Source organism: Solilutibacter silvestris (assembly GCF_002895945.1).
GTDB classification, from domain to species: Bacteria; Pseudomonadota; Gammaproteobacteria; order Xanthomonadales; family Xanthomonadaceae; genus Solilutibacter; species Solilutibacter silvestris.
Genome location: NZ_NPZB01000002.1, coordinates 256,868 through 277,100 on the forward strand (window position 1 = coordinate 256,868; position 20,233 = coordinate 277,100).

Below are 20,233 nucleotides of genomic sequence, written 5' to 3' on the forward strand. Positions count from 1 at the left end.
GTGTCTCAGTTAGTGGATGGGGTGGAATCGAGGCCAGCGGCAGTCTGCAGCCGGCGGCGGGTCAGCGGGCCGAAGCGGAATCTCTCGTACAGGGATGACAACATCGTGGCATCCGCGGCGCCGCGCGCGAACGGCGCCTCATGCGGTTGCAACGGCGCGTCCACCGCGATGGTGGTGAGTTGGCGATACATCAACACCTGTTCGCGATGTTCACGCAAGGATGCCGCTGCACGCGCCGATCCACGCTGGCGCAGGAACGGGACTTCGTCGACGCGCGCGAGCAGGGCGTCGAGCGATCCGAAATGCGAGATCAGCACCGCGGCGGTTTTCTGGCCGATGCCGGGTACGCCGGGAATGTTGTCGACGGCATCGCCGCACAACGCGAGGTAATCGGCGATCTGGTCGGCGCGCACGCCGTGGCGTTCCTTGACGCCGGCTTGGCCCCAGCGCAGGCCGCGGGCGAAGTCGAACTGTTCGTCGTCGTCCTGCAGCAATTGCGACAGGTCCTTGTCGGCCGAGACGATCACGCCGCGCGCGCCATGCCCGCGCGACTGCACCAACGCGCTGCCGATCAGATCGTCAGCCTCGTAGTCGCCATGCCCCAGCACCGCCATGCCCAGCGCCGCACTCAACGCCTTGCACAGCGCGAACTGGCGCCGCAGTTCTTCCGGCGCGGGATCGCGATTGGCCTTGTACTGCGGATACAGGCGATTGCGGAAACACGAATCCAGTGCTTCGTCGAAGGCGATGGCGATGTGGCGAGGGCGCTCGCGTTCCAGCAGTTCCACCAGGAAGCGCGCGAAGCCGTGGACGGCGTTGAGCGGCCAGCCGTCTTCGTCGTGCCATTCGTCGGGCATCGAATGCCAGGCACGGAAGATGTACATGCTGGCGTCGACCAGGTACAGCGTCGGCCGTGGATGCAGCACCCGGCTCATCGTGGCGTCCAGTCGCTGATCAGCGCGGTGGGATCGGGCCGCTCGCGTTCCGGCGCTTCCATCAGCGGCGTGCCGATGTGGATGAAGCCGACGATGGCCTCGTCGTCGCCGACACCGAGGTGCGCGCGGATCACCGGATCGTAGGCGGCCCAGCCGGTCAGCCATTGCGCGCCGAAGCCGGCGACCTGCGCCGCCTGCAGCAAGGCGAAGCACACGCACGAGGCGCTGGAAAAGCGCTCGCTCGCCGGGATCTTTTCATCCGGCCCCTGTTTGGCGATCACGGTGACGATCAGCGGCGCGAAACTGAAACGTTCGCGCTCCTTCTGCAGCATGGACGCGCTGCTGCCCGGATCGCTTTCGCGGGTGCGGGCTTCCAGCAGGGCGCCCAGCGCCAGGCGGGCGTCGCCGGTGATGCGCAGGAAGCGGAACGGCACCCGTTTCCCGTGATCGGGAACACGGACCGCGGCGCGCAAGATGCGTCCGAATTGGTCTTCGCTCGGGCCCGGTGCCGACAACTGGCGGGACGGGACCGACCGGCGGTGATCGAGACATTGAAATGTCATGGACGTGTGAAGATTTCCTGCTTAGGATGGCGCTAGGGGGGATTCTTCCCGTCGTCAGGGGGCGGCGGTCAGCATCTCAGAGGTTCGGCTTGAGTCGGAATGATTCCACACTTCCTGCAACAAGCCAGGTGGATGAGCAGCAAAGGAAGGCAGCGCGCCTGGTGGCCGAATTTGTTTCGGCGAAGCTTGCGCCTTTCTGGAGCGAGTTGAAGAGTGCGCTCGACCGGATTCCGGCCGGGGCCAACAATTTTTCCTCCTTGCCACGCGACCAGTTCGTCGTGCACGGGATGCTCGACGATGCGCAGGATTGGCGCGCCCGCCTGCGGGTCGCGCTGGAAGCCGACGCGATGGCGTGGTGGCATCGCCAGTCGCTGCGCCACGGCACCGCGCTGACCTTGATGGGCGAAAGCGAACTGCTGCTCGAAATCGAGGGCCAGCAGGCCAACGATGCCATGCACGCACGGCTGGGCGCGCTCGCGCATCGTCTGGATCGCGCGGTCGAAGCGCTCGCGCATGATGCGGGCCTTCCTTGGCACGATTGCCCGTGGAGCGTGGAAGGCATCACCCGCACGTTCATCTCGACGCTCGATCGCGAGGCGCTCACGCCGACCCTGATTCCGCTGTTGATGCGCCATTACGAAACGCAGATGACGGTGATCCTGCGCGGCTTGATCCCGGAGTTGTTGCGGGTGATCGGCGACGGCGAATCCTCCAGCGAAGCGTACGACAGCCCGGCCACCCATCGGCCCGCGGCTGGTGGCAGCGGCTGGCAACCCGAAGGCGGGATGGTGGAGACGTTGCCGACGAATGGCCACGTCAACGACCCGGTCCATGGCGGCGTGGGTCCGGCGTCGGCGCCCGCAGGTGACATCGGCGCGGCGATGCCGGCAGCGAACCGCGGCAGGGAATCCGTCGACATCGCCAGTTATGCCGGCGTGCGTCCGGAAACCCGTTACCGCAGCCGCGTCCACTCGCAACTCGATGCATGGCGTCGGCGCGCCCGCAACGGCGACAACGGCGGAACGACGGCAGTGCGATCGACCGCGCGGGTGATCAACACCTCGGAAGTATTGACGATCGCCTCCGTCCTCCAGGGCGACGATCCGACGCCGTTCGTGCGGGCCCTGCTGGGGCAGGGCGACCAGCCATTGCCGATGGTGATCCGTCGCGAACTGATGTCCGCCGCCGGGCAGTTCGGTTTCGATGCCGAGCAGTCCTCGTTCGCCGAAGGCGAGGAGGATGCCGTCGATCTGGTGGCGATGTTGTTCGATGGATTGCAGCGCGCCAACGCCTTCGAGGAGCCGGCGACCCGGATGATGGGCAAGCTTGTCGCGCCCTATGTCAAGGTTGCGGTGATGGACGATTCGCTGTTCGAGAATCGCGGCCATCCCGCGCGGCGCCTGCTCGATGCGTTGGTGGAAGCCTGCGACGGCAACACCGGCGACAGTCATGCCAGCCGCTCGATGCTCGAACGTGCTTCGCAGGTGGTCGACCAGGTGGTTGCGCGCTTCCAGGAGAGCATGGCGATCTTCGACCTCGCCGCCCGCGAATTGCAGGAACTGCTGGATCGCCAGCGTTCGCTCGCGGAAGTGACGGAGCGCCGCATCACCGAGACGTTGCAGGGACAGGAACGCCTGCGCCAGGCCCGCATCGCTGCCGACGAGGCGGTGGGCGCCGCGCTGGAAGGCCGCAAGATCCTGCCGGACACTTTCCATTTCCTCGGCGAATACTGGCGCAACGTGCTGGTGCAGGGTTGGTTGCGCTTTGGCGAACAGTCGCCGCGCTACCAGGCGATGCGTGCGGTCGGCGATGCGTTGTTGCAGATGGACGCGGATGCGGTGGCGCTGCGCAGCCGCGCGTTGGCCGCCGGCTTCGAAGACAACCGCGAAGCCATCCTCGAGGATCTGCGTTACGTCGGCTTGCAGGGCGAAGCGGCGATCGAGGCGCTGGCGCGGTTGGCGGCGGGATTGCTGCGCGCCGACGCCGCGCCGGGCGAAGTGGTGTTGTCCAATCCTCCCGAGCCGCTGGCCGACGAATTGCCGATGCAGATTCCGGACCTGGAACGGCGGCTGCGCACGGTCGACAGCGTGCTGGTGGCGCGCGTGCGCCGGCTGCGGGCCGGCCAGGGCCTGCGCATCATCGAGGACGGCGCGCACGAAACGATGGCGAAGATCGCCTGGGTGAGCGGGTTGACCGGACGCATCCTGGTGGTCAATCGCCGCGGCGAACGGCGGATGGTGGTGCGGCCGGAGACGCTGGCGGTGCTGGTCGCCGATGGACGCGTGCTGGTGCGCTCGGCCGAGCCGCCGGTCGATCAGGTGATGGCACAGGTTGCCGATTCACTCGGCGAACGGCGTTTCGCCCAGACCGCCGGTTGAGCGGACGGCCCCTCGCTCAGTGATGGCCTTGGGGTTTCGGTGCCTTCGGTGCCGTCATGTGTGGCGGCGACATTGACTGCGCTTTCGGGCCGGCCGGGGAGGACGCATTCGACGGAGTCTTCGGGCCATTGGCGTCCAGCCACGCTTTGCGTTGTTCCGGAGACATCGCTTTCCACTGCTCGTGCATCGCCTTGCGCTGTTCCGGCGTCAGGTTCTCCCAACGCTTCATCCCGCGCTGCGCGGATTGGCGCTGTTCGGGACTCATGCGTTGCCAGTGCTGGGCGCGCTTCAACATTTCATCGCGCATGTCGGGATTGTCGTTCCAGCGCGAACGCACCGGGCCGACCAATGATTGACGCTGTTCAGGCGTCAGCTTTTCCCATTCCGGATAGCTGGCGGTGGTGGGTGGTGGGGCCGCGGCTTGCTGCGCCATCGCCGGCGCTGCCAGCACCAGGCCCATCATCAATGTTGCGGCGATACGCATTTCATCGTTCTCCGGGGACCGGTGGAGCATCGTTGCCCAGCCAGGCATAGAACTCCGGATCGTTATCGTAGGCCGCAGTGACGGGATGCGTGGTCTCCTTCGCCGAAACCGTGGGCACGGCCACGTTCGGCGTCGCATCCACCTGTGCGATGACCGGCGTCGCGATGACCGGAGCAGTGGCCGGCGCCGGTTCCAGCGGCCGCTGCAGCCACAGCCCGCCGAGCGCGAACAGCGCGACCGAGGCAAACGCGAGTGCTGGCTGCCATGCCGGATGGCTGGCGCGCGGTGGTGCAGCCAGCGTCGAACGCAGCCGTTGCCGGACAGCCTGCGGGGTTTCCTGTGCGGCATCCAGGTACAGCTGGCGGGCCTTGCGGTCGAAATCGTGGTCGTCCATCGTCATGTCCAGTCTTGCAGATGCGTGCGCAGGGCGTCGCGTGCGCGGGAGAGATGTGTCTTCACCGAACCCTCGCTGCATCCCATCACCGAGGCCGTGGTGGCGACGTCGAGATCTTCCAGCACGCGCAGGGTGAAGGCTTCGCGTTGCCGGGTCGGCAACTTGTGGATCGCGAGTGCCATCAGGGCATAGGCTTCGCGACCGTCGTTGTGGCTGGAAGGATCGCCGGCGGGGTCGGCCCAGGCCACCATGCTGTCTTCGTCGTTGTCGCCGCTGTTGCGCAGCCAGCCGAAGCGGAAGGCGCGGCGGCGGCTGATGTCGATGATGCGGGTGCGCAGGATCTTCCAGAACAGTGCCTGCCATTCGTCGACGGGCTTGTCGGCGTAGCGCAGCATCCGCAGCATCGCGTCCTGCACCGCGTCGAGGGCATCGTCGCGGTTGCGCAGGCCAAGCTCGGCGAAGCGGAACGCGCGCGACTGGATGCCAGACAGGAACTGCTCGATCGTCAGCGCACGCGTGCCGGTGAGCGGTGCGTTCAAGGACAATCCTTTCGCGTTGACGGCAATGGCATGCATGAACATACGGCTCCGTTCGCCGCTTGTACCCGAATGGTGACATGCAGAAAACGCCTGCGGGCAACCCGGGTTGACGCCAGAACGTGGGTGTTCATCTTCCGTGGCACCACCATGCCGCAAGTTCCGCCGCGATCACGTACAGCAGCAATTGTGGCAGGCCAGTGGCGAGCTGCACCAGCTCCCAGGCCAGTGTCGGGCCGAGGCGCGACAGCGATTCCACCAATCCGAACCCGGTGGGGCCACCAACGCTGACCGCGGCGATCGCCACGCTGGACAGCGCCACCGCGATCAGCACGAACAGGCCACCGCCAACCGCGCCGCGGGTGCCGCGCGGGATACCGAGCAATCGCGCCGCGACCACGGCATCGACCGCCGCCAGCAACGCCAGCCACGGCATCGCACGCCGGGTGAACGAGAACGCCACCGTCCATGCCGCCGCGAAAGCCACGGCCATCAGCACGAACAGGAACCAGCGGAGGATGGAGGCTTTCGATGCGGGCATGGGGGAAGACGCGAAAACGAGTCGCAGATGTTACCGGGTACACGGCCGGCCGCCCGGATCGCGCGCGATCGCTTAGGATTCGGGGAACGGTCGGATCGGGGTGGTGCAATGGCGGTACGGATCGGTGTGGGTCGGGAAACGGCCGTGGGCGAGCGCCGGGTGGCGTTGACGCCGGAAACCTGCGGCAAGTTGGTGAAGGCGGGCGCGCAGATCGCAGTGGCGCCAGGCCTCGGTGCCAGCGCCGGCTTCATTGACCAGGCCTATGTCGATGCCGGAGCCACGCTGACGGACACCCCATTCGCCGATGCCGGCATGGTGTTGTGCGTGCAGGCGCCATCGCCGGACGCCATCGCCACGTTGAAGCCGGGCGCGGTGCTGGTCGGGATGTTGCAGCCGGAAGCGGATCCCGTGCGCGCGTCGGCCTTGCAGGATCGCGGCATCGTCGCGTTTCCGCTGGAGAAGTTGCCGCGCACCACCCGCGCGCAGGCGATGGACATCCTCAGTTCGCAGGCGTCGATGGCCGGCTACAAGGCGGTGCTGATCGCCGCGCAACTGACGCCGCGGTTCTTCCCGATGCTGACCACCGCGGCCGGCACGATTCGGCCATCGAAGGTGCTGATCATCGGTGCCGGTGTCGCCGGATTGCAGGCGATCGCCACCGCGAAGCGCCTCGGCGCGCAGGTGGAAGGCTTCGACGTGCGCCCGGAAACGCGCGAACAGATCGAATCGCTGGGTGGTCGTTTCCTCGATCTCGGCGTCAGCGCGGCGGGCGAGGGCGGTTATGCGCGCCAGCTCACCGACGAGGAACGCGCCGAACAGCAGCGTCGCCTCGCCGAGCATCTCCGCAACGTCGACGTGATCGTCTGCACCGCAGCGGTGCCCGGTCGTCCGGCGCCAAAGATCATCACGGCGGCGATGGTCGACGGCATGAAGCCGGGAAGCGTGATCGTCGATCTGGCTGCGGAAACCGGCGGCAACTGCGAATTGACCCAGCCCGGCCGGACCATCGAGCACCACGGCGTGGTCATCGACGGGCCGCTCAATCTCGCCTCGATGGGCGCGACCCACGCCAGTGAGATGTTCGCGCGCAATGTCTTCAATTTCGCCAGCCTGATGATCAAGGACGGCGCCTTGGCCATGGACTGGAACGACGAACTGCTGGCGAAAACCGTCTGGCCGCCGCGCCCGCAATCCACCGGAGAGACGCCATGAGCGACGGTTTCACCGCGCTGTACATCTTCATGCTGGCGGCGATCGCCGGCCACGTGATCATCTCGCGGGTGCCGGTGATCCTGCACACGCCGCTGATGTCCGGTTCCAACTTCATCCACGGCATCGTGCTGATCGGCGCGATGGTGGTGCTCGGCCAGGCGCAGACCACGCTGGAACAGGTGCTCGGCTTCATCGCGGTGGTGCTGGGCGCGGGCAATGCCGCGGGTGGCTATGTGGTGACCGAACGCATGCTCGACATGTTCAAGTCATCGAAGAAGCCGGAGGCGAAGGCATGATCGGCCTCAACTTGCAGACGTTGGTCGCGTTGAGCTATTTCGTCGCGGCGACCTTGTTCCTGCTCGGCCTGCAACGCATGTCCAGCCCGAAGACCGCGCGCAGCGGCATCCAGTGGGCAGGCATCGGCATGGTGCTGGCGACCATCGCCACGTTCGCATTGCCGGGCCTGCACAACATCGCGCTGATCCTTGTCGCGGTCATCATTGGCGTCGCACCGACGTGGCTGTGGGGCAAGAAGGTGGCGATCACCGACATGCCGCAGATGGTCGCGCTGTTCAACGGCATGGGCGGTGGCTCGGCGGCGGCGATCGGTGCGGTGGAACTGTTCAAGGCATCGTCCGGCGGCGAACGGCCTTCGGATTTCGCGCTGGCGCTGGCGGCGATCGGTTCGCTGATCGGCGCGGTGTCGCTGACCGGTTCGATCATCGCCTGGGCCAAGCTCGATGGCCGCATGGACAAGCGCTACACCTTCCCGGGCCAGCAGTGGTTCAACGCGGCGATCGCGCTCGTGGCGATCGTCTGTGGCGCGATGGCGGTACACACGTTGGCAGTGCCGTGGATCGTCGCGTTCTTCGTGCTCGCGCTCGGACTCGGCAAGTTGATGACGCTGCCGATCGGCGGTGCTGACATGCCGGTGGTGATCTCGCTCTACAACGCCTTCACCGGATTGGCGGTGGCGTTCGAAGGCTATGTCCTCGGCAATCCCGCACTCATCATCGCCGGCACCATGGTCGGCGCGGCCGGCATGCTGCTGACGCGATTGATGGCCAAGGCGATGAATCGCAGCATCAAGAACGTGTTGTTCTCCAATTTCGGTGGCGGCGGATCGGGCGGGCAGGAAATCAGTGGCGCGCAGAAACCGATCGAAGCCGCCGATGCCGCAGCGTTGATGGCCTATGCGGAGCGTGTGGTGATCGTGCCCGGTTACGGCATGGCGGTGGCGCAGGCGCAACACAAGATCTGGGAACTGGCGCAAAAGCTGATCGCGCGCGGAGTGAAGGTGAAATTCGCCATCCATCCCGTCGCCGGGCGCATGCCGGGGCACATGAACGTGCTGTTGGCGGAAGCGGGCGTGCCCTACGACCTGATCGCCGACATGGACGACATCAATCCCGAATTCGCCAATACCGACGTGGTGCTGGTGATCGGTGCCAACGATGTGGTGAATCCGGTCGCCAAGACCGATCCGTCATCTCCCATCTACGGCATGCCGATCCTCGATGCGGTCAACGCCAAGAACGTGGTGGTGATCAAGCGCGGCAAGGGCACCGGGTTCGCGGGGATCGAGAATGCGCTGTTCTACGCCGACAATACCCGCATGCTGTACGGCGATGGCGCCGAGATGGCCAATGCGCTGGTGAGCGAGGTGAAGGCGCTGGACGGCGGGCACTGAGGGTTTCGTCAAAATGGACTAAAATGGTACGGATTCAAGATCCAGTGCCAGTGCCGTGATGTATTCCCGCAACAGTGAACCCGTGCGCTTCGAGCGCGATTGCCCGGTGGTGATGGTGCCCTCGGGCGAAGCCGTGAGCCTGCCCGCCGGCAGCATCGGCTACATCACCCAATCGCTGGGCGGCAGCTGGACCGTCTTCGTCGAAGGCAACCTGTTCCGCGTCGCCGGCAAGGACGGCGATGCCATCGGCAAGGAACCGCCGGAGCCCATCGAGTTGCCGGAAGGCGCTGGCGATGAAGACGTCGAAAAACTGGTGTGGCAGCAGCTGCGCACCTGCTTCGATCCCGAGATCCCGATCAACATCGTCGAACTCGGACTGGTCTACACCGCCGTGGTGAAGCCGGATGCCGAACATCCGGGCCAGCGCCGCATCGATGTCGAACTGACGCTGACCGCGCCCGGCTGCGGCATGGGCGACATCCTGGTCGATGACGTCCGCAGCAAGCTCGAGATGATTCCCACCGTCGCCGAAGCCGACGTCGAACTGGTATTCGATCCGCCGTGGAACCGCAACATGATGAGTGATGCGGCGCGGCTCGAAACCGGAATGTTCTAACCCGCCGCCTCGAAGCGATTGGCCTCGACGTTCTTGCGCACTTTCGCCGGATCCCAGATGCGACCGTTCATGGCGATATAGGCGCCCGGCGGCAGCGATTGCACCGCGCCCACCGCGCAACCGATGTTGAATTCGGCGTCGGAACCCTCGAAGCGCGCCGGATTGAGCGCGCCGGTCAGGACGATGGTCTTGTCGGGAATCGTGCGCAGCACCTTGGCGGTCTCGACCATGCTGTCAGTGCCATGGGTGACGAGGACGCAACGTTCGGCCTGCGCGGCGATGGTCGCGCGCATCAGTTCACGATCGCTGCCATCGATGAACAGCGAATCCTTGCGCAGCAACGGAATCACGTGGAAACGGAAGGCGACGCCGAGCGCGCTGAGGATGCGGCCGATCTGGGGATCGCCGACCTGGTAATCCGACTTGGCATCGAAATAGATCTTGTCGATGGTGCCGCCAGTGGTAACGATCAGCAGGTCGTCCATCGTGTCCATGTCGCTGCGTTGTGTGGGGATAAAGATAGTTTATTCCTTCGCGGCGTTGCGCTGGGAGGCGTTGCCCTTTGCAAACCGTGCGCGCAGGCCGGGCACGCTGGCGGCGAGGATGATCACCACGGCCAGTGCCAGTTCGGCGAACGCCTGCAGGCGTTCCGGCGGTCGTGTCCACGCCACCATCACCCCATGCGAGAACCACAGCAAGGCGAACACGCCCGACCAGAAACCGGCGGTGCGCCGGCGCAACCACACCGCGAGCGCGCACAGGGCAGGTGGCAGGGTGAACACGATTCGCGCTAGGGGTTCGTGCCAGAACCAGGCAAGATCGAGCAGCGCCAGCAGCACCAGCGCGACGAACAGGATGCGGCGTGCAGTGCTCATGCCGAGAGTTTTGCGGCGATGGTGGCAAGACGCTTGCCGAGCGCGCGAGCGAGTTGGATTTCGTCCTCGCTGAGCTCGGGATCATCCGCTGAACCCGACACATGACTGGCGCCATACGGCGTGCCGCCGGTGCGCGTGGTGCTGAGGCGTTGTTCGGTATAGGGAATGCCGACGATCACGCAGCCGTGGTGCAGCAATGGCACTTGCATGCCTAGCAGGGTCGATTCCTGGCCGCCGTGCATGGTCGCGGTCGAAGTGAACACGCAGGCCGGCTTGCCGACCAGCGTGCCGCTGGCCCATTGCGCACCGAGGCCGTCGAAGAAAAACTTCATCGGTGCGGCCATGCTGCCGAAACGGGTCGGGCTGCCGATGGCGTAGCCGACGCATTCGTCGAGGTCGCGCGTTTCGAGATAGGCCGCGCCTTCCTCGGGAACGGGCGGCAAAACCTGTTCGGTTTGCGGCGCGACCGGCGGCACCGTGCGCAGACGAGCGGCCATGCCGGGCACTTCACCGATGCCGCGCGCGACCTGCCGCGCCAATGCCGCGACCGATCCGCCGCGACTGTAATAGAGCACGAGGATTTCTTTCATCCCGCCAGTGTACGTGGCCGGCTTGACGGCTGACCGGCTACCCTGTGCGTCATGGCCCGGCTTCCCGCCCAGATCGTGTCCCGTTTGTTGCACCTGCGCGATCCGGTGCGGCGTGCGGTCTTCATGCGTTTCCTCGGCCGTCGTTTCTGGGACGACAACCTGTTCGAGGCTGCCGGTTCACTGGCTTACACCACGGTGTTCGCGTTGGTGCCGCTGGCGACGGTGGTGTTCGGCATGCTTTCGGCATTCCCGGTGTATTCACGGCTGCGCGACCAGCTCACAGACTATGTGTTCTCCAATTTCGTGCCGAGCTCCGCGCGCGCAGTGCAGGGGTATATCAGCGAATACTCGCTCAACGCCAGCCAGCTCACCACCGCCGGCATCATCGCGCTGGTGCTGTCGCTGCTGATCACCCTCACCAGCGTCGAATCGATCTTCAATCGCATCTGGCGGGTACCGGTGGCGCGGCCGCGCTTCGCGCGTTTCCTTGTCTACTGGACGGTGCTTACCCTCGGCACGTTGATCGCCGTCGCCAGCATGTCGCTGTCCGCCAGGTTGTTCGCGATGAGCGTGTTCTCGTCGGAGCCGGGGCGCGTGCTGGAAAGCCTGATGCTGCGGATGGCGCCACCGTGCATCGAACTGGTCGCGTTCCTGTTGCTGTATCGCGTAGTGCCGCATCGCACCGTGCAATGGCGCCATGCCTTCGCCGGCGCGTTGCTCGCCACCGTGGTGTTCGAGTTCGTGAAGTGGGGCATGGGCATCTACCTCGGCACCTTCCGCAGCTACGAGAAGCTGTACGGCACCGTTGCTTTCATCCCCATCTTCCTGCTGTGGATCTACCTGAGCTGGGTGTCGGTGCTGCTCGGCGCATCGTTCGCATCCAGCCTGTCGGCATTCCGTTACCAGCCGGTGGCATTGCGCTTGCCGGAGGGTTGCGAGATCTACGGATTGCTGCGCATGCTCGGGCGTTTCCACGCTGCGCGCGGGGGGGGACAAGGGTTGCACGCCGATGAACTGCGCGAACTCGATCCCATCCTCACCGATTCCCTGGTGCAGGACATGCTGACGAAGTTGTGCGAAGCCGGCATCGTCCAGCGCGCCGAAACCGGCGAATGGCTGCTGTCGCGCGATCTCGCCGATGTCAGCCTGAGCGAACTCTATGTCGTGGCGCAGTTGCGCATCCCGGTCGAGGAAGTCAGTCTGCCGCTGCGCGATGATGCCCTGGGTCGCGACGTGATGCAGGTGATCGATGAACTGCGCCTGCCGCTGCGCGTCGCGATGAAACGCAAGGTTGCCACCATCTATTCCGAACCTGGAAGCGAACCGCAATGAACACGATGAACCATTCCCCTCGACTGTTGGCGCTCACGCTCGTGATCGCGCTGGCCGCGTGCAAGCCGCATGGCGAACAGACGCCGCCGACAGCGGCCACGCCGAAACCCGCATCGACACCGGCGACCACGCCGATGCCAGCAGCGACCGCAGGTCTCGCCGATGTCGGTGCGCAACCGAAGCTGCGTCTCCCCACTGTCGACGGCAAGACCTTCGATCTCGCCGAACAGCGCGGTCACTGGGTGGTGGTCAACGATTGGGCGACGTGGTGCGGCCCATGCCTGAAGGAGATGCCGGAACTGTCGGCGCTGGCAGCGATGCGCGAATACATCAAGGTGGTCGGTGTCGCCAATGACGATATCGAACCGGCCAAGCTGCAGGAATTCCTGCAGCAGCATCCGGTGGTCTATCCGATCGTGCAGGTCGATCCGGCCGCGCCACCCGGCGATTTCAGTCCGCCGCCGACATTGCCGATCAGCTGGTTGATCGGCCCGCAGGGCAAGGTGGTGAAACGCTTCATGGGTCCGGTGACTGCAAAGGACATTGAAGCCGCGATCGCGGCCGCAGGTGGGCCAGCACCGAATTGAGGGTCAGCGCTCTGATGCCGTCAAACTGAATGGGTAAAATTGCCTGACTGGCGATGTTGCGGTGCAGCATGTAAGGTGGTTCCGGGGATCAATGCAGACAGGAGCCGCCGTCATGTCCGAAGCCATTGCCAATGATCCGCGTCCGACCGAGGCGCGCCTGCTCGAGATGGTCTTTCCGGATCACACGAATCACCTCGGCACGCTGTTTGGTGGACAGGCGCTGGCGTGGATGGATATGGCCGCCTTCATCGCCGCGTCGCGCTATGCCCGCAGCACCGTGGTCACCGCGCGCTCCGAGCAGGTCGATTTCAATCAGCCGGTGCGCAAGGGGCAACTGGTCGAGACCATCGCCCGCATCGTGAAGGTGGGCCGCAGCTCGATGCACGTCGACGTGGATCTGGTCGCCGAAGATCTCCTCACTGGAGATCGCAAACTGTGTACGCGAGGTCAGTTCGTGATGATCGCGCTCGACGAACTTGGTCGCCCGGTCCAAGCGCCGCCGTTGCCGGTGGCCGAGGCAGCCTGACCGCGCAACGTGCGCGATGATCAATCCTTGAACGACTTGATCGGCTTCAACGCGCCGTAGCGTTCGCGCTGCAGCTTGCCTCGCAATGGCGGGAAGTCGATGGTGTCGTCGGGAATGTGGGTGTCCGGCACGCGATCGAGCAGATTGCGGATCAAGGTCAGGCGTCCGCGCTTCTGCTCGTTGAAATCGACCAATGTCCACGGCGCCCATTTGGTATGCGTGGCCTTGAGCATCGCCTCGCGCGCTTCGGTATAGGCGGCGTATTGCTCGCGCGCCTTGAGGTCGATCGGCGACAGTTTCCAGCCCTTCAGCGGATCGTCGTGGCGTTCGGCGAAACGCTGTTCCTGTTCTTGCTGGTCGCAGCACAACCAGTACTTGAACAGCAGGATGCCGTCATCCACCAGTTGCTTCTCGAACACCGGCGCCTGGCGCAGGAAGGCCGCGACCTGTTCCGGCGTGGCGAAGCCCATCACGCGTTCGACGCCGGCGCGGTTGTACCAGCTGCGATCGAACAGCGCGATCTCGCCAGCGGCCGGGAGTTCCTGCACGTAACGCTGGAAATACCATTCCGTGCGTTCACGCTCGTCCGGCTTGGGCAGCGCGATGTGGCGCGCCTGTCGCGGATTGAGATGCTGCATGATCGCGTCGATGGTGCCGCCCTTGCCGGCGGTGTCGCGGCCTTCGACCACCACGACGAGACGCTTGCCGCTGTGCTGCAGCCAGCGCGCCAGCTGCACCAGTTCCAGTTGCATCGCTTCCAGCGCATGTTCGTAGTGCTTGCGTTTCAGCTTGGCCATGGCGGCGCCCTCGTCAAAGCAGTCTGGAATACCACTGCGTCTCGTCTTCCTGCCAACCGGCGGCGCGATACAGGGCGCGTGCGGCGTCGTTGTCGCGGGTGGTTTCGAGCATGACGAATGCCGCGCCATCTTCCTTGGCGAATTCCGTGGCGGCATCGAGCAGGGCGCGTGCCACGCCATGGCGACGGAATCCGGCGGCGACGAACAGATCGTTCAACACCCAGATGCGCGTGGTGCGTACCGAGGAATACATCGGGTAGAGCTGGGTGAAACCGGCGGGCTCACCGTCGTGTTTCGCCAGCAACACCATCGATTGTTGTTGCCCGATGCGCGCCTTCAGCCAGTCGTGTGCGCGCTGGATGTCGGATGGCTGGCCGTAGAACTGGCGATAGCCGTCGAACAGCGGCGCCAGCGCATCGAGGTCATCCAGGGTGGCGTATTCGACGACGGGTTTCATGGCGCCTCCACGAGTTTTGCCAGCGCATCGGCCTGGGCTTCGTGCGACAAGCGATCGATCAACGCATCAAGCTGGCCTTCCAGCACATTCGGCAGATCGTACAGGGTCAGTCCTTCCACCCGGTGATCGGTGATGCGACCCTGCGGGAAATTGTAGGTGCGGATGCGCTGGCTGCGATCGCCGCTGCCGACCTGCAGTTTGCGATCGGCGGCCTGCGCGGCTTCGCGTTTTTCCAGTTCGGCCTCGACCAGCATCGCCTTCAGCCGCTTCATCGCCTTGTCGCGATTGGCGTGCTGGCTGCGTTCGGTCTGCGATTCGACCACCACGCCGCTCGGCATGTGGGTGATGCGGATCGCCGATTCGGTCTTGTTGACGTGCTGGCCGCCGGCGCCGCTCGATCGATACGTGTCGACTCTCAGGTCGGCGGGATTGATTTCGATGTCGATGTCGCCGGCTTCCTCGGCGATGATCGCCACCGTCGCCGCCGAGGTATGGATGCGGCCCTGCGATTCGGTGTCCGGCACGCGTTGCACGCGATGCGTCCCCGACTCGAACTTCAGTCGCGAATACGCGCCACCGCCTTCGATGCGCGCGACCACTTCACGGAAGCCGCCGTGTTCGCCCGGATTGGCCGATTCCACGTCGACACGCCAGCCTTGCTTCTCGGCGTAGCGCGCATACATGCGGAACAGGTCGCCGGCAAAGATCGCCGCCTCGTCGCCACCGGTGCCGGCACGGACTTCCAGATACAGGCTGCCGTCGTCGCGCGCATCCTTCGGCACCAGATGCGCCATCAGTTCGCCATCGAGTTCGGCGAGACGCGCGTTCGTCGTCGCGATTTCCTCTTGCGCAAGATCGCGCAGCTCGGGGTCGTCGCGCATCGCCTGCGCGGAGGCCAGCGCTGCCTGCAGTTGTCGTTCTTCCGCAAGCCCGAGCGCCAACGGTTCCAGTTGCGCGAATTCCCGCGACAGTTTGCGGAACTGTTTGACATCGGCGATCACGCCCGGATCGGCCAGCAGCCGTTCCAGTTCGTCGCGTCGTTCCGCCAGTGCTTCAAGCTTGCGGCGCAGGCTCGGCAGCATCGTCGGAAGAATCGTTGTGGTCGGGGAACATGCGCGCGGCGGCGCGCAGCAATTCGGCATCGCCACGCAGGGCGGCATCGCGCACGGCGACGGTCGGCGCGTGCAGCAGGCGGTTGGTCAGGGTGTGCGCCAGTTGATCGAGCACCGCGTCCGGCGACTGGCCAGCCGCGAGTTGTTGCTTCGCGCGTGTCAGTGCATCGGCGCTCAGGCGTTGGCCGTGTGCACGCACTGCACGCACGCCGTCCATGCCGAATGCCGCACCGGCGACTTCCATGTAGCGCGCCACCTGCAGGTCGATGATCGTTTCGGCGGCGTCGGCGGCGTCCTTGCGACTGCGGCGATTGTCCTCCACCGCGCGGTGGAGATCGTCGATGGTGTAGACGAACACGTCGCGCAATTCGGCGACGTCGGCGGCGATGTCGCGCGGCACGGCGAGATCGACCAACAGGACGGGTTTGTTGTTGTGGCGATGGCGACGCGCGGCGAGTGCGGCTTCCACCTGCGCGCGATGCAGGATCGGCGTCTGGCTGGCGGTCGCCGAGAACACGATGTCGGCTTCGGCAAGATGGCGGTCGAGTTCGTCCAGCGCCAGGGCGTAGCCGCCGTGCGCGGTCGCCAATGCCTGCGCGTGCGCCAATGTGCGATTGGCGATCAGCAAGCGGCGGACGTTGGCCTGCACCAGATGGCGCGCCGCGAGTTCGATGGTTTCGCCGGCGCCGATCAGCAGCACGGTGGAATCCTGCGGTCGCGCGAATGAATCGCGCGCCAGCTTCACCGCCGCCGATGCCACCGACACCGGATTCGCGCCGATCGCGGTATCGCTGCGTGCGCGTTTCGCGGTGGCGAAGGCTTGCTGGAACAGGCGATCGAGTTGCGGCCCCATCGCCCCATGTTCGCGCGCCAGGCTCCACGCCTCCTTCACCTGGCCAAGGATCTGCGGTTCGCCCAGTACCAGCGAGTCGAGCCCCGCCGCGACCCGGAACAGGTGCCGCGCGGCAGCGCTTTCGCCATGGCGGTAGAGATAGGCGTGCAGATCGGTGGATTCCGCCGCGTGCGTTGCCAGCCATTCGGCAATGGCAGGCGCGGCATCGTCGCCGATGGCGTAGACCTCGGTGCGATTGCAGGTGGAGAGCAATGCCACTTCATCGACCTGCGGCAGCGCGCGCAATGCCGCCAGCGCGGGCGCGAAGGCATCGCCGGCAAACGCCACCCGTTCGCGCAAGGCAACCGGCGCGGTCTGGTGGTTCAAGCCGAGAGCGATCAGCGTCATAGGCGTTAACAGGCCCTTGGTTCAGGCGCGTGGGGTAAGCTGCAAAACGTCCGACATTTTACGCTTGGTACCGCAGGATGCCCGGTTTCATCACATCTTTTCGCCACATGGTGCTGGCATTGGCATTGCTTCCGGCGCTGGCAGGCCCGGCAAACGCCGCCACGCCCAAGGGCCAGCCAAGCGTGTTGGCCGAATCCCTGGCGGGTGAATTCGCCCTGCAGGAAGGTCGCCTCAAGGACGCCGCACAGCACTATCTGGCCGCAGCGAAGTCCAGCCACGACGCCGTGCTGGCGGAGCGCGCCACGCGCATCGCCCTGCTGGCCGACGACAACGCGCGCGCAGCCGAGGCGCTGGAGTTGTGGCGGCCGAGCGCGCCGGATTCGCTGGTGGTGCGGATGGCCGATCTCACCCTCAAATTGCGCGCGGACGATGCCGCCGCGGTCACCACGCAGGCGCGCGCGCTCATCGCCGATCGCGATCCGCGCGGCTGGAAGTACGCGCTGGTGGCATTGTCCGGCGGCAGCAAGGATCCCAAAGTCGCCGCGCAGGTGCTGACCTCGCTGGTGGGCGCGAATGCCTTGCCCGATGACGTGCAGGCGTGGCTGGCCTATGCCGGGCTGGCGCAGAAGCTGTCGCAGCCACAACTGTCGCAGGCGATGGTGGCGGAAACGGTGAAGCGCTGGCCCGCCGATCCGCGCGTCGCCCTGCTGCATTCCGGTCAACTGGTGGATGAAGGCAGGATCGACGAAGCGCGCGCGGTGGTCGCCCAGCTCGAACCGCAGGCCGCTGGCAGCGCCGAATTGCGCCTGGCCATCGCCGGCCAGTACGAAGCCCTTGGCGATTTCGCCGCCGCCGAGCGTGTCCTCGCGAAAGGTCCGCAGTCGACCGATACGATTGGCCTGCGCGCGGCGATGTTCGACCGTGCCAAGGACGATGCCGGCCTGGCGCGTCTCTACGAGTTCGCGAAGCGTCGCGGAGGTGCCAACGATCCACGCAACCGCATGCTGCTCGGCACCCTCGCCGAAACGCTGAAGCGTTACGACGAAGCCCTGAAATGGTATGCCGGCGTCACTGGCGAAGCCGGCGACAGCGCGCGCCTGCGCAGCGCCAATGTCCGTTACGATCAGGGCCACAAGGACGAGGCATACAAGGCGTTGCAGTCGTTGCAGACCGATCCGCGCGTGATCGACGCCGTGCAACGCGACGCCTTCCTGCTGGAAGGCGAGTTTCGCCGCAAGGACAGGGACGACAAGGGCGAAATCGCAGCCTACGACCGTGGCACCGCCGCATTGCCGGACGAACCGGGCATTCTTTACGCCCGCGCGCTGGCGTGGGAACGGATGGATCGCGTCGACAAGGCCGAGGCCGACCTGCGCAAGATCCTCGTCACCGATCCCGAGAACATCGCCGCGCTCAACGCGCTCGGCTACACCCTGGCCGATCGCACCACGCGCTATGCCGAAGCGTTGCAGTTGATCGATCGCGCGCGCGCCGCCGATCCCGCCAACGCCGCCATCATCGACAGCTACGGCTGGGTGCTTTATCGCCTCGGCAAGACCGATGAGGCGATGCCATACCTGCGCCGCGCCTACATGCTGCAGAAGGATCCCGAGATCGCCACCCACATCGGCGAAGTGCTGTGGGTGCAGGGCCATCGCGACGACGCGCGGCGTTACTTCGAGGAAGCGCGCAAGCTCGATCCCGACAGCAAGGCCCTGCAGCGCACGCTGGAAAAACTCGGGGTGAAGGCGTGACGCGCAAGTCGCTCGCGACTGCGCTGGCGTGCATCGTGCTTGCTTCGTGCAGCACCGTGCCGACTGCACCATCGCCGACTGGCCCAACTCTCGTCTGCGAACCGCAGCTGTCGAAGAACGCCGAATGCGTGCGTCACATCGATGCATTCAACGCATCGGCATCAACGCAAACGCCGTCGTGGGGCATGGGTGGTCGCGCTGCGATCAGCCACGGCAAGCAGTCGGGCAGTCTCGGCGTGGAGTGGGAAGATGCCGGGCCGTCCGGCTATCTGGTCGTCCTCACCGCGCCGATCACCCGGCAGGGCTGGCGATTGCAGGAACAGAACGGTCGCGCCACGCTGGAAGGCATGGCTGGCGGTCCGCGCATCGGTGCCGATGGTGCCGCGTTGCTCAGGCAAGCCACCGGTTTCGAGATTCCGGTACGGTCCTTGCGCTACTGGATCCGCGGCTTGGCCGATCCGGCGCAGCCGGTCGATCGCTACGTCTTCGCCGACGACCAGCTCGCGACGCTGGTGCAGGGCGGCTGGCAGATCGACTATCCCGCCCGTGACGCCCAAAGCCGCCCCGTGCGCATCAACGCCACGCGCGGCGACGATCGCGTGCGGCTGGTGGTCGACCGCTGGGGTCCGCTGGAACAATGAACGGTGTCGATGCCGATGGCTGGTCGTCCTGGCCGGCCCCGGCCAAGCTCAACCTGTTCCTGCACATCACCGGGCGGCGTGCCGACGGTTACCACGAGTTGCAGACTGTATTCCGCCTGCTGGACTGGGGTGACCGCATCCGCCTGCGCCTGCGCAACGATGGCCGGATCGTACGGGTCGGGACGTCGGCGCAAGGGATATCGGAAGATGACGACCTCGCCGTTCGTGCCGCCAAGTTGCTGCAATCGGACGCCAATTGTCCGCAAGGTGCGGACATCATCGTCGAAAAATTGATTCCAAGCGGCGCCGGGCTGGGCGGTGGCTCGTCCGATGCAGCGACCGTGCTGGTCGCCCTCGATCATCTGTGGAACACCCGATTGGGCGAGGATCGGCTGGCGGATCTGGGCCTGCGCTTGGGCGCGGATGTGCCGGTCTTCGTGCGCGGCCGCAATGCCTGGGCCACCGGGCTGGGCGAAATACTGGTCCCGCTGGCGCTGCTGCCAGCCTGGTATCTGCTGATTCATCCGGGCGTTCACAGCGCGACCGCCAAATTGTTCCAGGCCCCTGATTTGACGCGGGATTCTCCACCCGCGACAATATCCGACTTCGTCGCAGACCGGATCGAGGGCAACGCCTTCGAACCCGTGCTGCGCCGGCTCGAACCGGACGTCGATGCGGTCTTCCAAGCACTGCAGCCTTGGGCGTCGCCACGACTCACCGGATCGGGAAGTGCGGTCTTCGTCGAGTGCGCCACGCGCGCGCAAGCCGAAGTCCTGTTGCCGCGGGTTCCGGCCGGTTGCCGGAGTTGGGTGGTGCAGGGTGCCGCGCGATCGTCATTGCTGGACGCAGTGGAACGTTGCACCACAACAGGGGCGTCGCCAAGCGGTTAAGGCACCAGGTTTTGATCCTGGCATGCGTAGGTTCGAATCCTTCCGCCCCTGCCATTCCTCCCATCCACCGTCTTTTCGTCGTA

General features: G+C 65.6%; 23 protein-coding genes, 1 tRNA gene and 1 pseudogene. 12 read left to right on the top strand and 13 right to left on the bottom strand.

Annotated elements, in window-relative coordinates:
• Window positions 1-5: 5 nt before the first annotated feature.
• Together Lysil_RS08715 and Lysil_RS08720 are read right to left on the bottom strand one after the other, a co-directional pair.
• Complete coding sequence (locus Lysil_RS08715; RefSeq protein WP_165782443.1) at window positions 6-935, bottom strand: 5'-3' exonuclease; 930 nt, start codon at window positions 933-935, stop codon at window positions 6-8.
• The gene (locus Lysil_RS08720) at window positions 932-1,498 is read right to left on the bottom strand and encodes a nitroreductase family protein (RefSeq protein ID WP_129588417.1); all 567 of its coding nucleotides are present in this window, start codon (window positions 1,496-1,498) and stop codon (window positions 932-934) included. The genes Lysil_RS08715 and Lysil_RS08720 overlap by 4 nt, the downstream gene beginning before the upstream one ends.
• 161 nt (window positions 1,499-1,659) lie before the next feature.
• Here Lysil_RS08720 and Lysil_RS08725 point away from each other — a divergent pair, with 161 nt between their 5' ends.
• Window positions 1,660-3,876 carry a DUF1631 family protein gene (locus Lysil_RS08725; RefSeq protein ID WP_165782444.1) on the top strand — a complete coding sequence of 739 codons (2,217 nt, stop codon included), beginning with the start codon at window positions 1,660-1,662 and terminating at the stop codon, window positions 3,874-3,876.
• Between the two features lie 16 nt (window positions 3,877-3,892).
• Here the strand turns inward: Lysil_RS08725 and Lysil_RS08730 are convergent, their stop codons facing one another.
• The 4 genes from Lysil_RS08730 to Lysil_RS08745 form a co-directional block, all read right to left on the bottom strand.
• Window positions 3,893-4,360, bottom strand: a complete 468-nt coding sequence (locus Lysil_RS08730; protein ID WP_103075233.1) for a DUF3106 domain-containing protein — start codon at window positions 4,358-4,360, stop codon at window positions 3,893-3,895.
• 1 nt (window position 4,361) lies between these two features.
• Window positions 4,362-4,760, bottom strand: coding sequence for a hypothetical protein (locus tag Lysil_RS08735; protein WP_129588418.1), 399 nt, complete (start codon window positions 4,758-4,760; stop codon window positions 4,362-4,364).
• Window positions 4,757-5,329 carry an RNA polymerase sigma factor gene (locus Lysil_RS08740; RefSeq protein WP_165782445.1) on the bottom strand — a complete coding sequence of 191 codons (573 nt, stop codon included), beginning with the start codon at window positions 5,327-5,329 and terminating at the stop codon, window positions 4,757-4,759. Before Lysil_RS08740 ends, Lysil_RS08735 begins: the two co-directional genes overlap by 4 nt.
• A gap of 91 nt (window positions 5,330-5,420) precedes the next feature.
• Window positions 5,421-5,831, bottom strand: a complete 411-nt coding sequence (locus tag Lysil_RS08745) for a hypothetical protein (protein WP_103075236.1) — start codon at window positions 5,829-5,831, stop codon at window positions 5,421-5,423.
• Between the two features lie 108 nt (window positions 5,832-5,939).
• Here Lysil_RS08745 and Lysil_RS08750 point away from each other — a divergent pair, with 108 nt between their 5' ends.
• The 4 genes and pseudogenes from Lysil_RS08750 (at window position 5,940) to sufT (ending at window position 9,349) form a co-directional block, all read left to right on the top strand.
• Window positions 5,940-7,043, top strand: a complete 1,104-nt coding sequence (locus tag Lysil_RS08750) for an NAD(P) transhydrogenase subunit alpha (protein WP_103075237.1) — start codon at window positions 5,940-5,942, stop codon at window positions 7,041-7,043.
• A complete protein-coding gene (locus Lysil_RS08755) occupies window positions 7,040-7,339 on the top strand; it encodes an NAD(P) transhydrogenase subunit alpha part 2 (RefSeq protein ID WP_103075238.1) in 300 nt (99 codons plus the stop codon). Before Lysil_RS08750 ends, Lysil_RS08755 begins: the two co-directional genes overlap by 4 nt.
• A 26-nt stretch (window positions 7,340-7,365) precedes the next feature.
• A pseudogene (locus Lysil_RS08760) lies at window positions 7,366-8,733 on the top strand (NAD(P)(+) transhydrogenase (Re/Si-specific) subunit beta); the annotation flags it as partial.
• A gap of 58 nt (window positions 8,734-8,791) precedes the next feature.
• Complete coding sequence (gene sufT / locus Lysil_RS08765; protein ID WP_103075240.1) at window positions 8,792-9,349, top strand: putative Fe-S cluster assembly protein SufT; 558 nt, start codon at window positions 8,792-8,794, stop codon at window positions 9,347-9,349.
• Here sufT and Lysil_RS08770 read toward each other — a convergent pair.
• The 3 genes from Lysil_RS08770 to wrbA are packed head-to-tail and all read right to left on the bottom strand — an operon-like array spanning window position 9,346 to window position 10,814.
• Complete coding sequence (locus Lysil_RS08770) at window positions 9,346-9,834, bottom strand: asparaginase domain-containing protein (protein WP_103075990.1); 489 nt, start codon at window positions 9,832-9,834, stop codon at window positions 9,346-9,348. The genes sufT and Lysil_RS08770 overlap by 4 nt on opposite strands.
• Before the next feature lie 39 nt (window positions 9,835-9,873).
• Window positions 9,874-10,224 (bottom strand): DUF2069 domain-containing protein, encoded by a 351-nt coding sequence (locus Lysil_RS08775; protein ID WP_103075241.1) that lies wholly within the window; start codon window positions 10,222-10,224, stop codon window positions 9,874-9,876.
• Window positions 10,221-10,814, bottom strand: coding sequence for an NAD(P)H:quinone oxidoreductase (gene wrbA / locus Lysil_RS08780; RefSeq protein WP_103075242.1), 594 nt, complete (start codon window positions 10,812-10,814; stop codon window positions 10,221-10,223). Before wrbA ends, Lysil_RS08775 begins: the two co-directional genes overlap by 4 nt.
• A 51-nt stretch (window positions 10,815-10,865) precedes the next feature.
• On the opposite strand from wrbA, the gene Lysil_RS08785 reads away from it, so the two are divergent.
• The 3 genes from Lysil_RS08785 to Lysil_RS08795 all read left to right on the top strand — a co-directional run bounded on the left by Lysil_RS08785 (window position 10,866) and on the right by Lysil_RS08795 (window position 13,259).
• Window positions 10,866-12,146 carry a YihY family inner membrane protein gene (locus tag Lysil_RS08785; RefSeq protein WP_103075243.1) on the top strand — a complete coding sequence of 427 codons (1,281 nt, stop codon included), beginning with the start codon at window positions 10,866-10,868 and terminating at the stop codon, window positions 12,144-12,146.
• A gap of 5 nt (window positions 12,147-12,151) precedes the next feature.
• Entirely contained in the window at window positions 12,152-12,733 is a 582-nt protein-coding gene (locus Lysil_RS08790) for a TlpA family protein disulfide reductase (RefSeq protein ID WP_103075991.1), read from the top strand.
• Window positions 12,734-12,845: 112 nt separating this feature from the next.
• Window positions 12,846-13,259, top strand: coding sequence for an acyl-CoA thioesterase (locus Lysil_RS08795; protein ID WP_103075244.1), 414 nt, complete (start codon window positions 12,846-12,848; stop codon window positions 13,257-13,259).
• A 20-nt stretch (window positions 13,260-13,279) separates the two neighbouring features.
• Here the strand turns inward: Lysil_RS08795 and ppk2 are convergent, their stop codons facing one another.
• Genes ppk2 through hemA form a run of 4 tightly spaced genes read right to left on the bottom strand, consistent with a single transcriptional unit; the run spans window position 13,280 to window position 16,865 of the window.
• Window positions 13,280-14,056 carry a polyphosphate kinase 2 gene (gene ppk2, locus Lysil_RS08800; protein ID WP_103075245.1) on the bottom strand — a complete coding sequence of 259 codons (777 nt, stop codon included), beginning with the start codon at window positions 14,054-14,056 and terminating at the stop codon, window positions 13,280-13,282.
• Between the two features lie 13 nt (window positions 14,057-14,069).
• Window positions 14,070-14,513: a GNAT family N-acetyltransferase gene (locus tag Lysil_RS08805; RefSeq protein ID WP_103075246.1), complete on the bottom strand. Its 444-nt coding sequence runs from the start codon at window positions 14,511-14,513 to the stop codon at window positions 14,070-14,072.
• Window positions 14,510-15,595 carry a peptide chain release factor 1 gene (gene prfA / locus Lysil_RS08810; protein ID WP_103075247.1) on the bottom strand — a complete coding sequence of 362 codons (1,086 nt, stop codon included), beginning with the start codon at window positions 15,593-15,595 and terminating at the stop codon, window positions 14,510-14,512. Before prfA ends, Lysil_RS08805 begins: the two co-directional genes overlap by 4 nt.
• Window positions 15,567-16,865, bottom strand: a complete 1,299-nt coding sequence (gene hemA, locus Lysil_RS08815) for a glutamyl-tRNA reductase (RefSeq protein WP_103075248.1) — start codon at window positions 16,863-16,865, stop codon at window positions 15,567-15,569. The genes prfA and hemA overlap by 29 nt, the downstream gene beginning before the upstream one ends.
• Window positions 16,866-16,942: 77 nt before the next feature.
• On the opposite strand from hemA, the gene Lysil_RS08820 reads away from it, so the two are divergent.
• The 4 genes from Lysil_RS08820 (at window position 16,943) to Lysil_RS08835 (ending at window position 20,204) form a co-directional block, all read left to right on the top strand.
• Window positions 16,943-18,619 carry a tetratricopeptide repeat protein gene (locus Lysil_RS08820; RefSeq protein WP_240600473.1) on the top strand — a complete coding sequence of 559 codons (1,677 nt, stop codon included), beginning with the start codon at window positions 16,943-16,945 and terminating at the stop codon, window positions 18,617-18,619.
• Window positions 18,616-19,260, top strand: a complete 645-nt coding sequence (gene lolB / locus Lysil_RS08825; RefSeq protein WP_165782446.1) for a lipoprotein insertase outer membrane protein LolB — start codon at window positions 18,616-18,618, stop codon at window positions 19,258-19,260. The genes Lysil_RS08820 and lolB overlap by 4 nt, the downstream gene beginning before the upstream one ends.
• Complete coding sequence (gene ispE, locus Lysil_RS08830) at window positions 19,257-20,150, top strand: 4-(cytidine 5'-diphospho)-2-C-methyl-D-erythritol kinase (protein WP_103075250.1); 894 nt, start codon at window positions 19,257-19,259, stop codon at window positions 20,148-20,150. The genes lolB and ispE overlap by 4 nt, the downstream gene beginning before the upstream one ends.
• Window positions 20,129-20,204, top strand: a tRNA-Gln gene (locus Lysil_RS08835). The genes ispE and Lysil_RS08835 overlap by 22 nt, the downstream gene beginning before the upstream one ends.
• The last annotated feature ends 29 nt before the right edge of the window (window positions 20,205-20,233 follow it).

Excerpts from the sequence above, each read along its gene's own strand:
- hemA (WP_103075248.1), bottom strand. The coding sequence starts at position 16,865 with ATGACGCTGATCGCTCTCGGCTTGAACCACCAGACCGCGCCGGTTGCC.
- Lysil_RS08750 (WP_103075237.1), top strand. The coding sequence starts at position 5,940 with ATGGCGGTACGGATCGGTGTGGGTCGGGAAACGGCCGTGGGCGAGCGC.
- Lysil_RS08795 (WP_103075244.1), top strand. The coding sequence starts at position 12,846 with ATGTCCGAAGCCATTGCCAATGATCCGCGTCCGACCGAGGCGCGCCTG.
- prfA (WP_103075247.1), bottom strand. The coding sequence starts at position 15,595 with ATGCTGCCGAGCCTGCGCCGCAAGCTTGAAGCACTGGCGGAACGACGC.
- wrbA (WP_103075242.1), bottom strand. The coding sequence starts at position 10,814 with ATGAAAGAAATCCTCGTGCTCTATTACAGTCGCGGCGGATCGGTCGCG.
- Lysil_RS08785 (WP_103075243.1), top strand. The coding sequence starts at position 10,866 with ATGGCCCGGCTTCCCGCCCAGATCGTGTCCCGTTTGTTGCACCTGCGC.
- Lysil_RS08740 (WP_165782445.1), bottom strand. The coding sequence starts at position 5,329 with ATGCATGCCATTGCCGTCAACGCGAAAGGATTGTCCTTGAACGCACCG.
- Lysil_RS08730 (WP_103075233.1), bottom strand. The coding sequence starts at position 4,360 with ATGCGTATCGCCGCAACATTGATGATGGGCCTGGTGCTGGCAGCGCCG.
- Lysil_RS08775 (WP_103075241.1), bottom strand. The coding sequence starts at position 10,224 with ATGAGCACTGCACGCCGCATCCTGTTCGTCGCGCTGGTGCTGCTGGCG.
- Lysil_RS08720 (WP_129588417.1), bottom strand. The coding sequence starts at position 1,498 with ATGACATTTCAATGTCTCGATCACCGCCGGTCGGTCCCGTCCCGCCAG.
- Lysil_RS08820 (WP_240600473.1), top strand. The coding sequence starts at position 16,943 with ATGCCCGGTTTCATCACATCTTTTCGCCACATGGTGCTGGCATTGGCA.
- Lysil_RS08790 (WP_103075991.1), top strand. The coding sequence starts at position 12,152 with ATGAACCATTCCCCTCGACTGTTGGCGCTCACGCTCGTGATCGCGCTG.
- Lysil_RS08755 (WP_103075238.1), top strand. The coding sequence starts at position 7,040 with ATGAGCGACGGTTTCACCGCGCTGTACATCTTCATGCTGGCGGCGATC.
- Lysil_RS08745 (WP_103075236.1), bottom strand. The coding sequence starts at position 5,831 with ATGCCCGCATCGAAAGCCTCCATCCTCCGCTGGTTCCTGTTCGTGCTG.
- ppk2 (WP_103075245.1), bottom strand. The coding sequence starts at position 14,056 with ATGGCCAAGCTGAAACGCAAGCACTACGAACATGCGCTGGAAGCGATG.
- ispE (WP_103075250.1), top strand. The coding sequence starts at position 19,257 with ATGAACGGTGTCGATGCCGATGGCTGGTCGTCCTGGCCGGCCCCGGCC.
- Lysil_RS08715 (WP_165782443.1), bottom strand. The coding sequence starts at position 935 with ATGAGCCGGGTGCTGCATCCACGGCCGACGCTGTACCTGGTCGACGCC.
- Lysil_RS08770 (WP_103075990.1), bottom strand. The coding sequence starts at position 9,834 with ATGGACGACCTGCTGATCGTTACCACTGGCGGCACCATCGACAAGATC.
- Lysil_RS08735 (WP_129588418.1), bottom strand. The coding sequence starts at position 4,760 with ATGACGATGGACGACCACGATTTCGACCGCAAGGCCCGCCAGCTGTAC.
- sufT (WP_103075240.1), top strand. The coding sequence starts at position 8,792 with ATGTATTCCCGCAACAGTGAACCCGTGCGCTTCGAGCGCGATTGCCCG.
- Lysil_RS08805 (WP_103075246.1), bottom strand. The coding sequence starts at position 14,513 with ATGAAACCCGTCGTCGAATACGCCACCCTGGATGACCTCGATGCGCTG.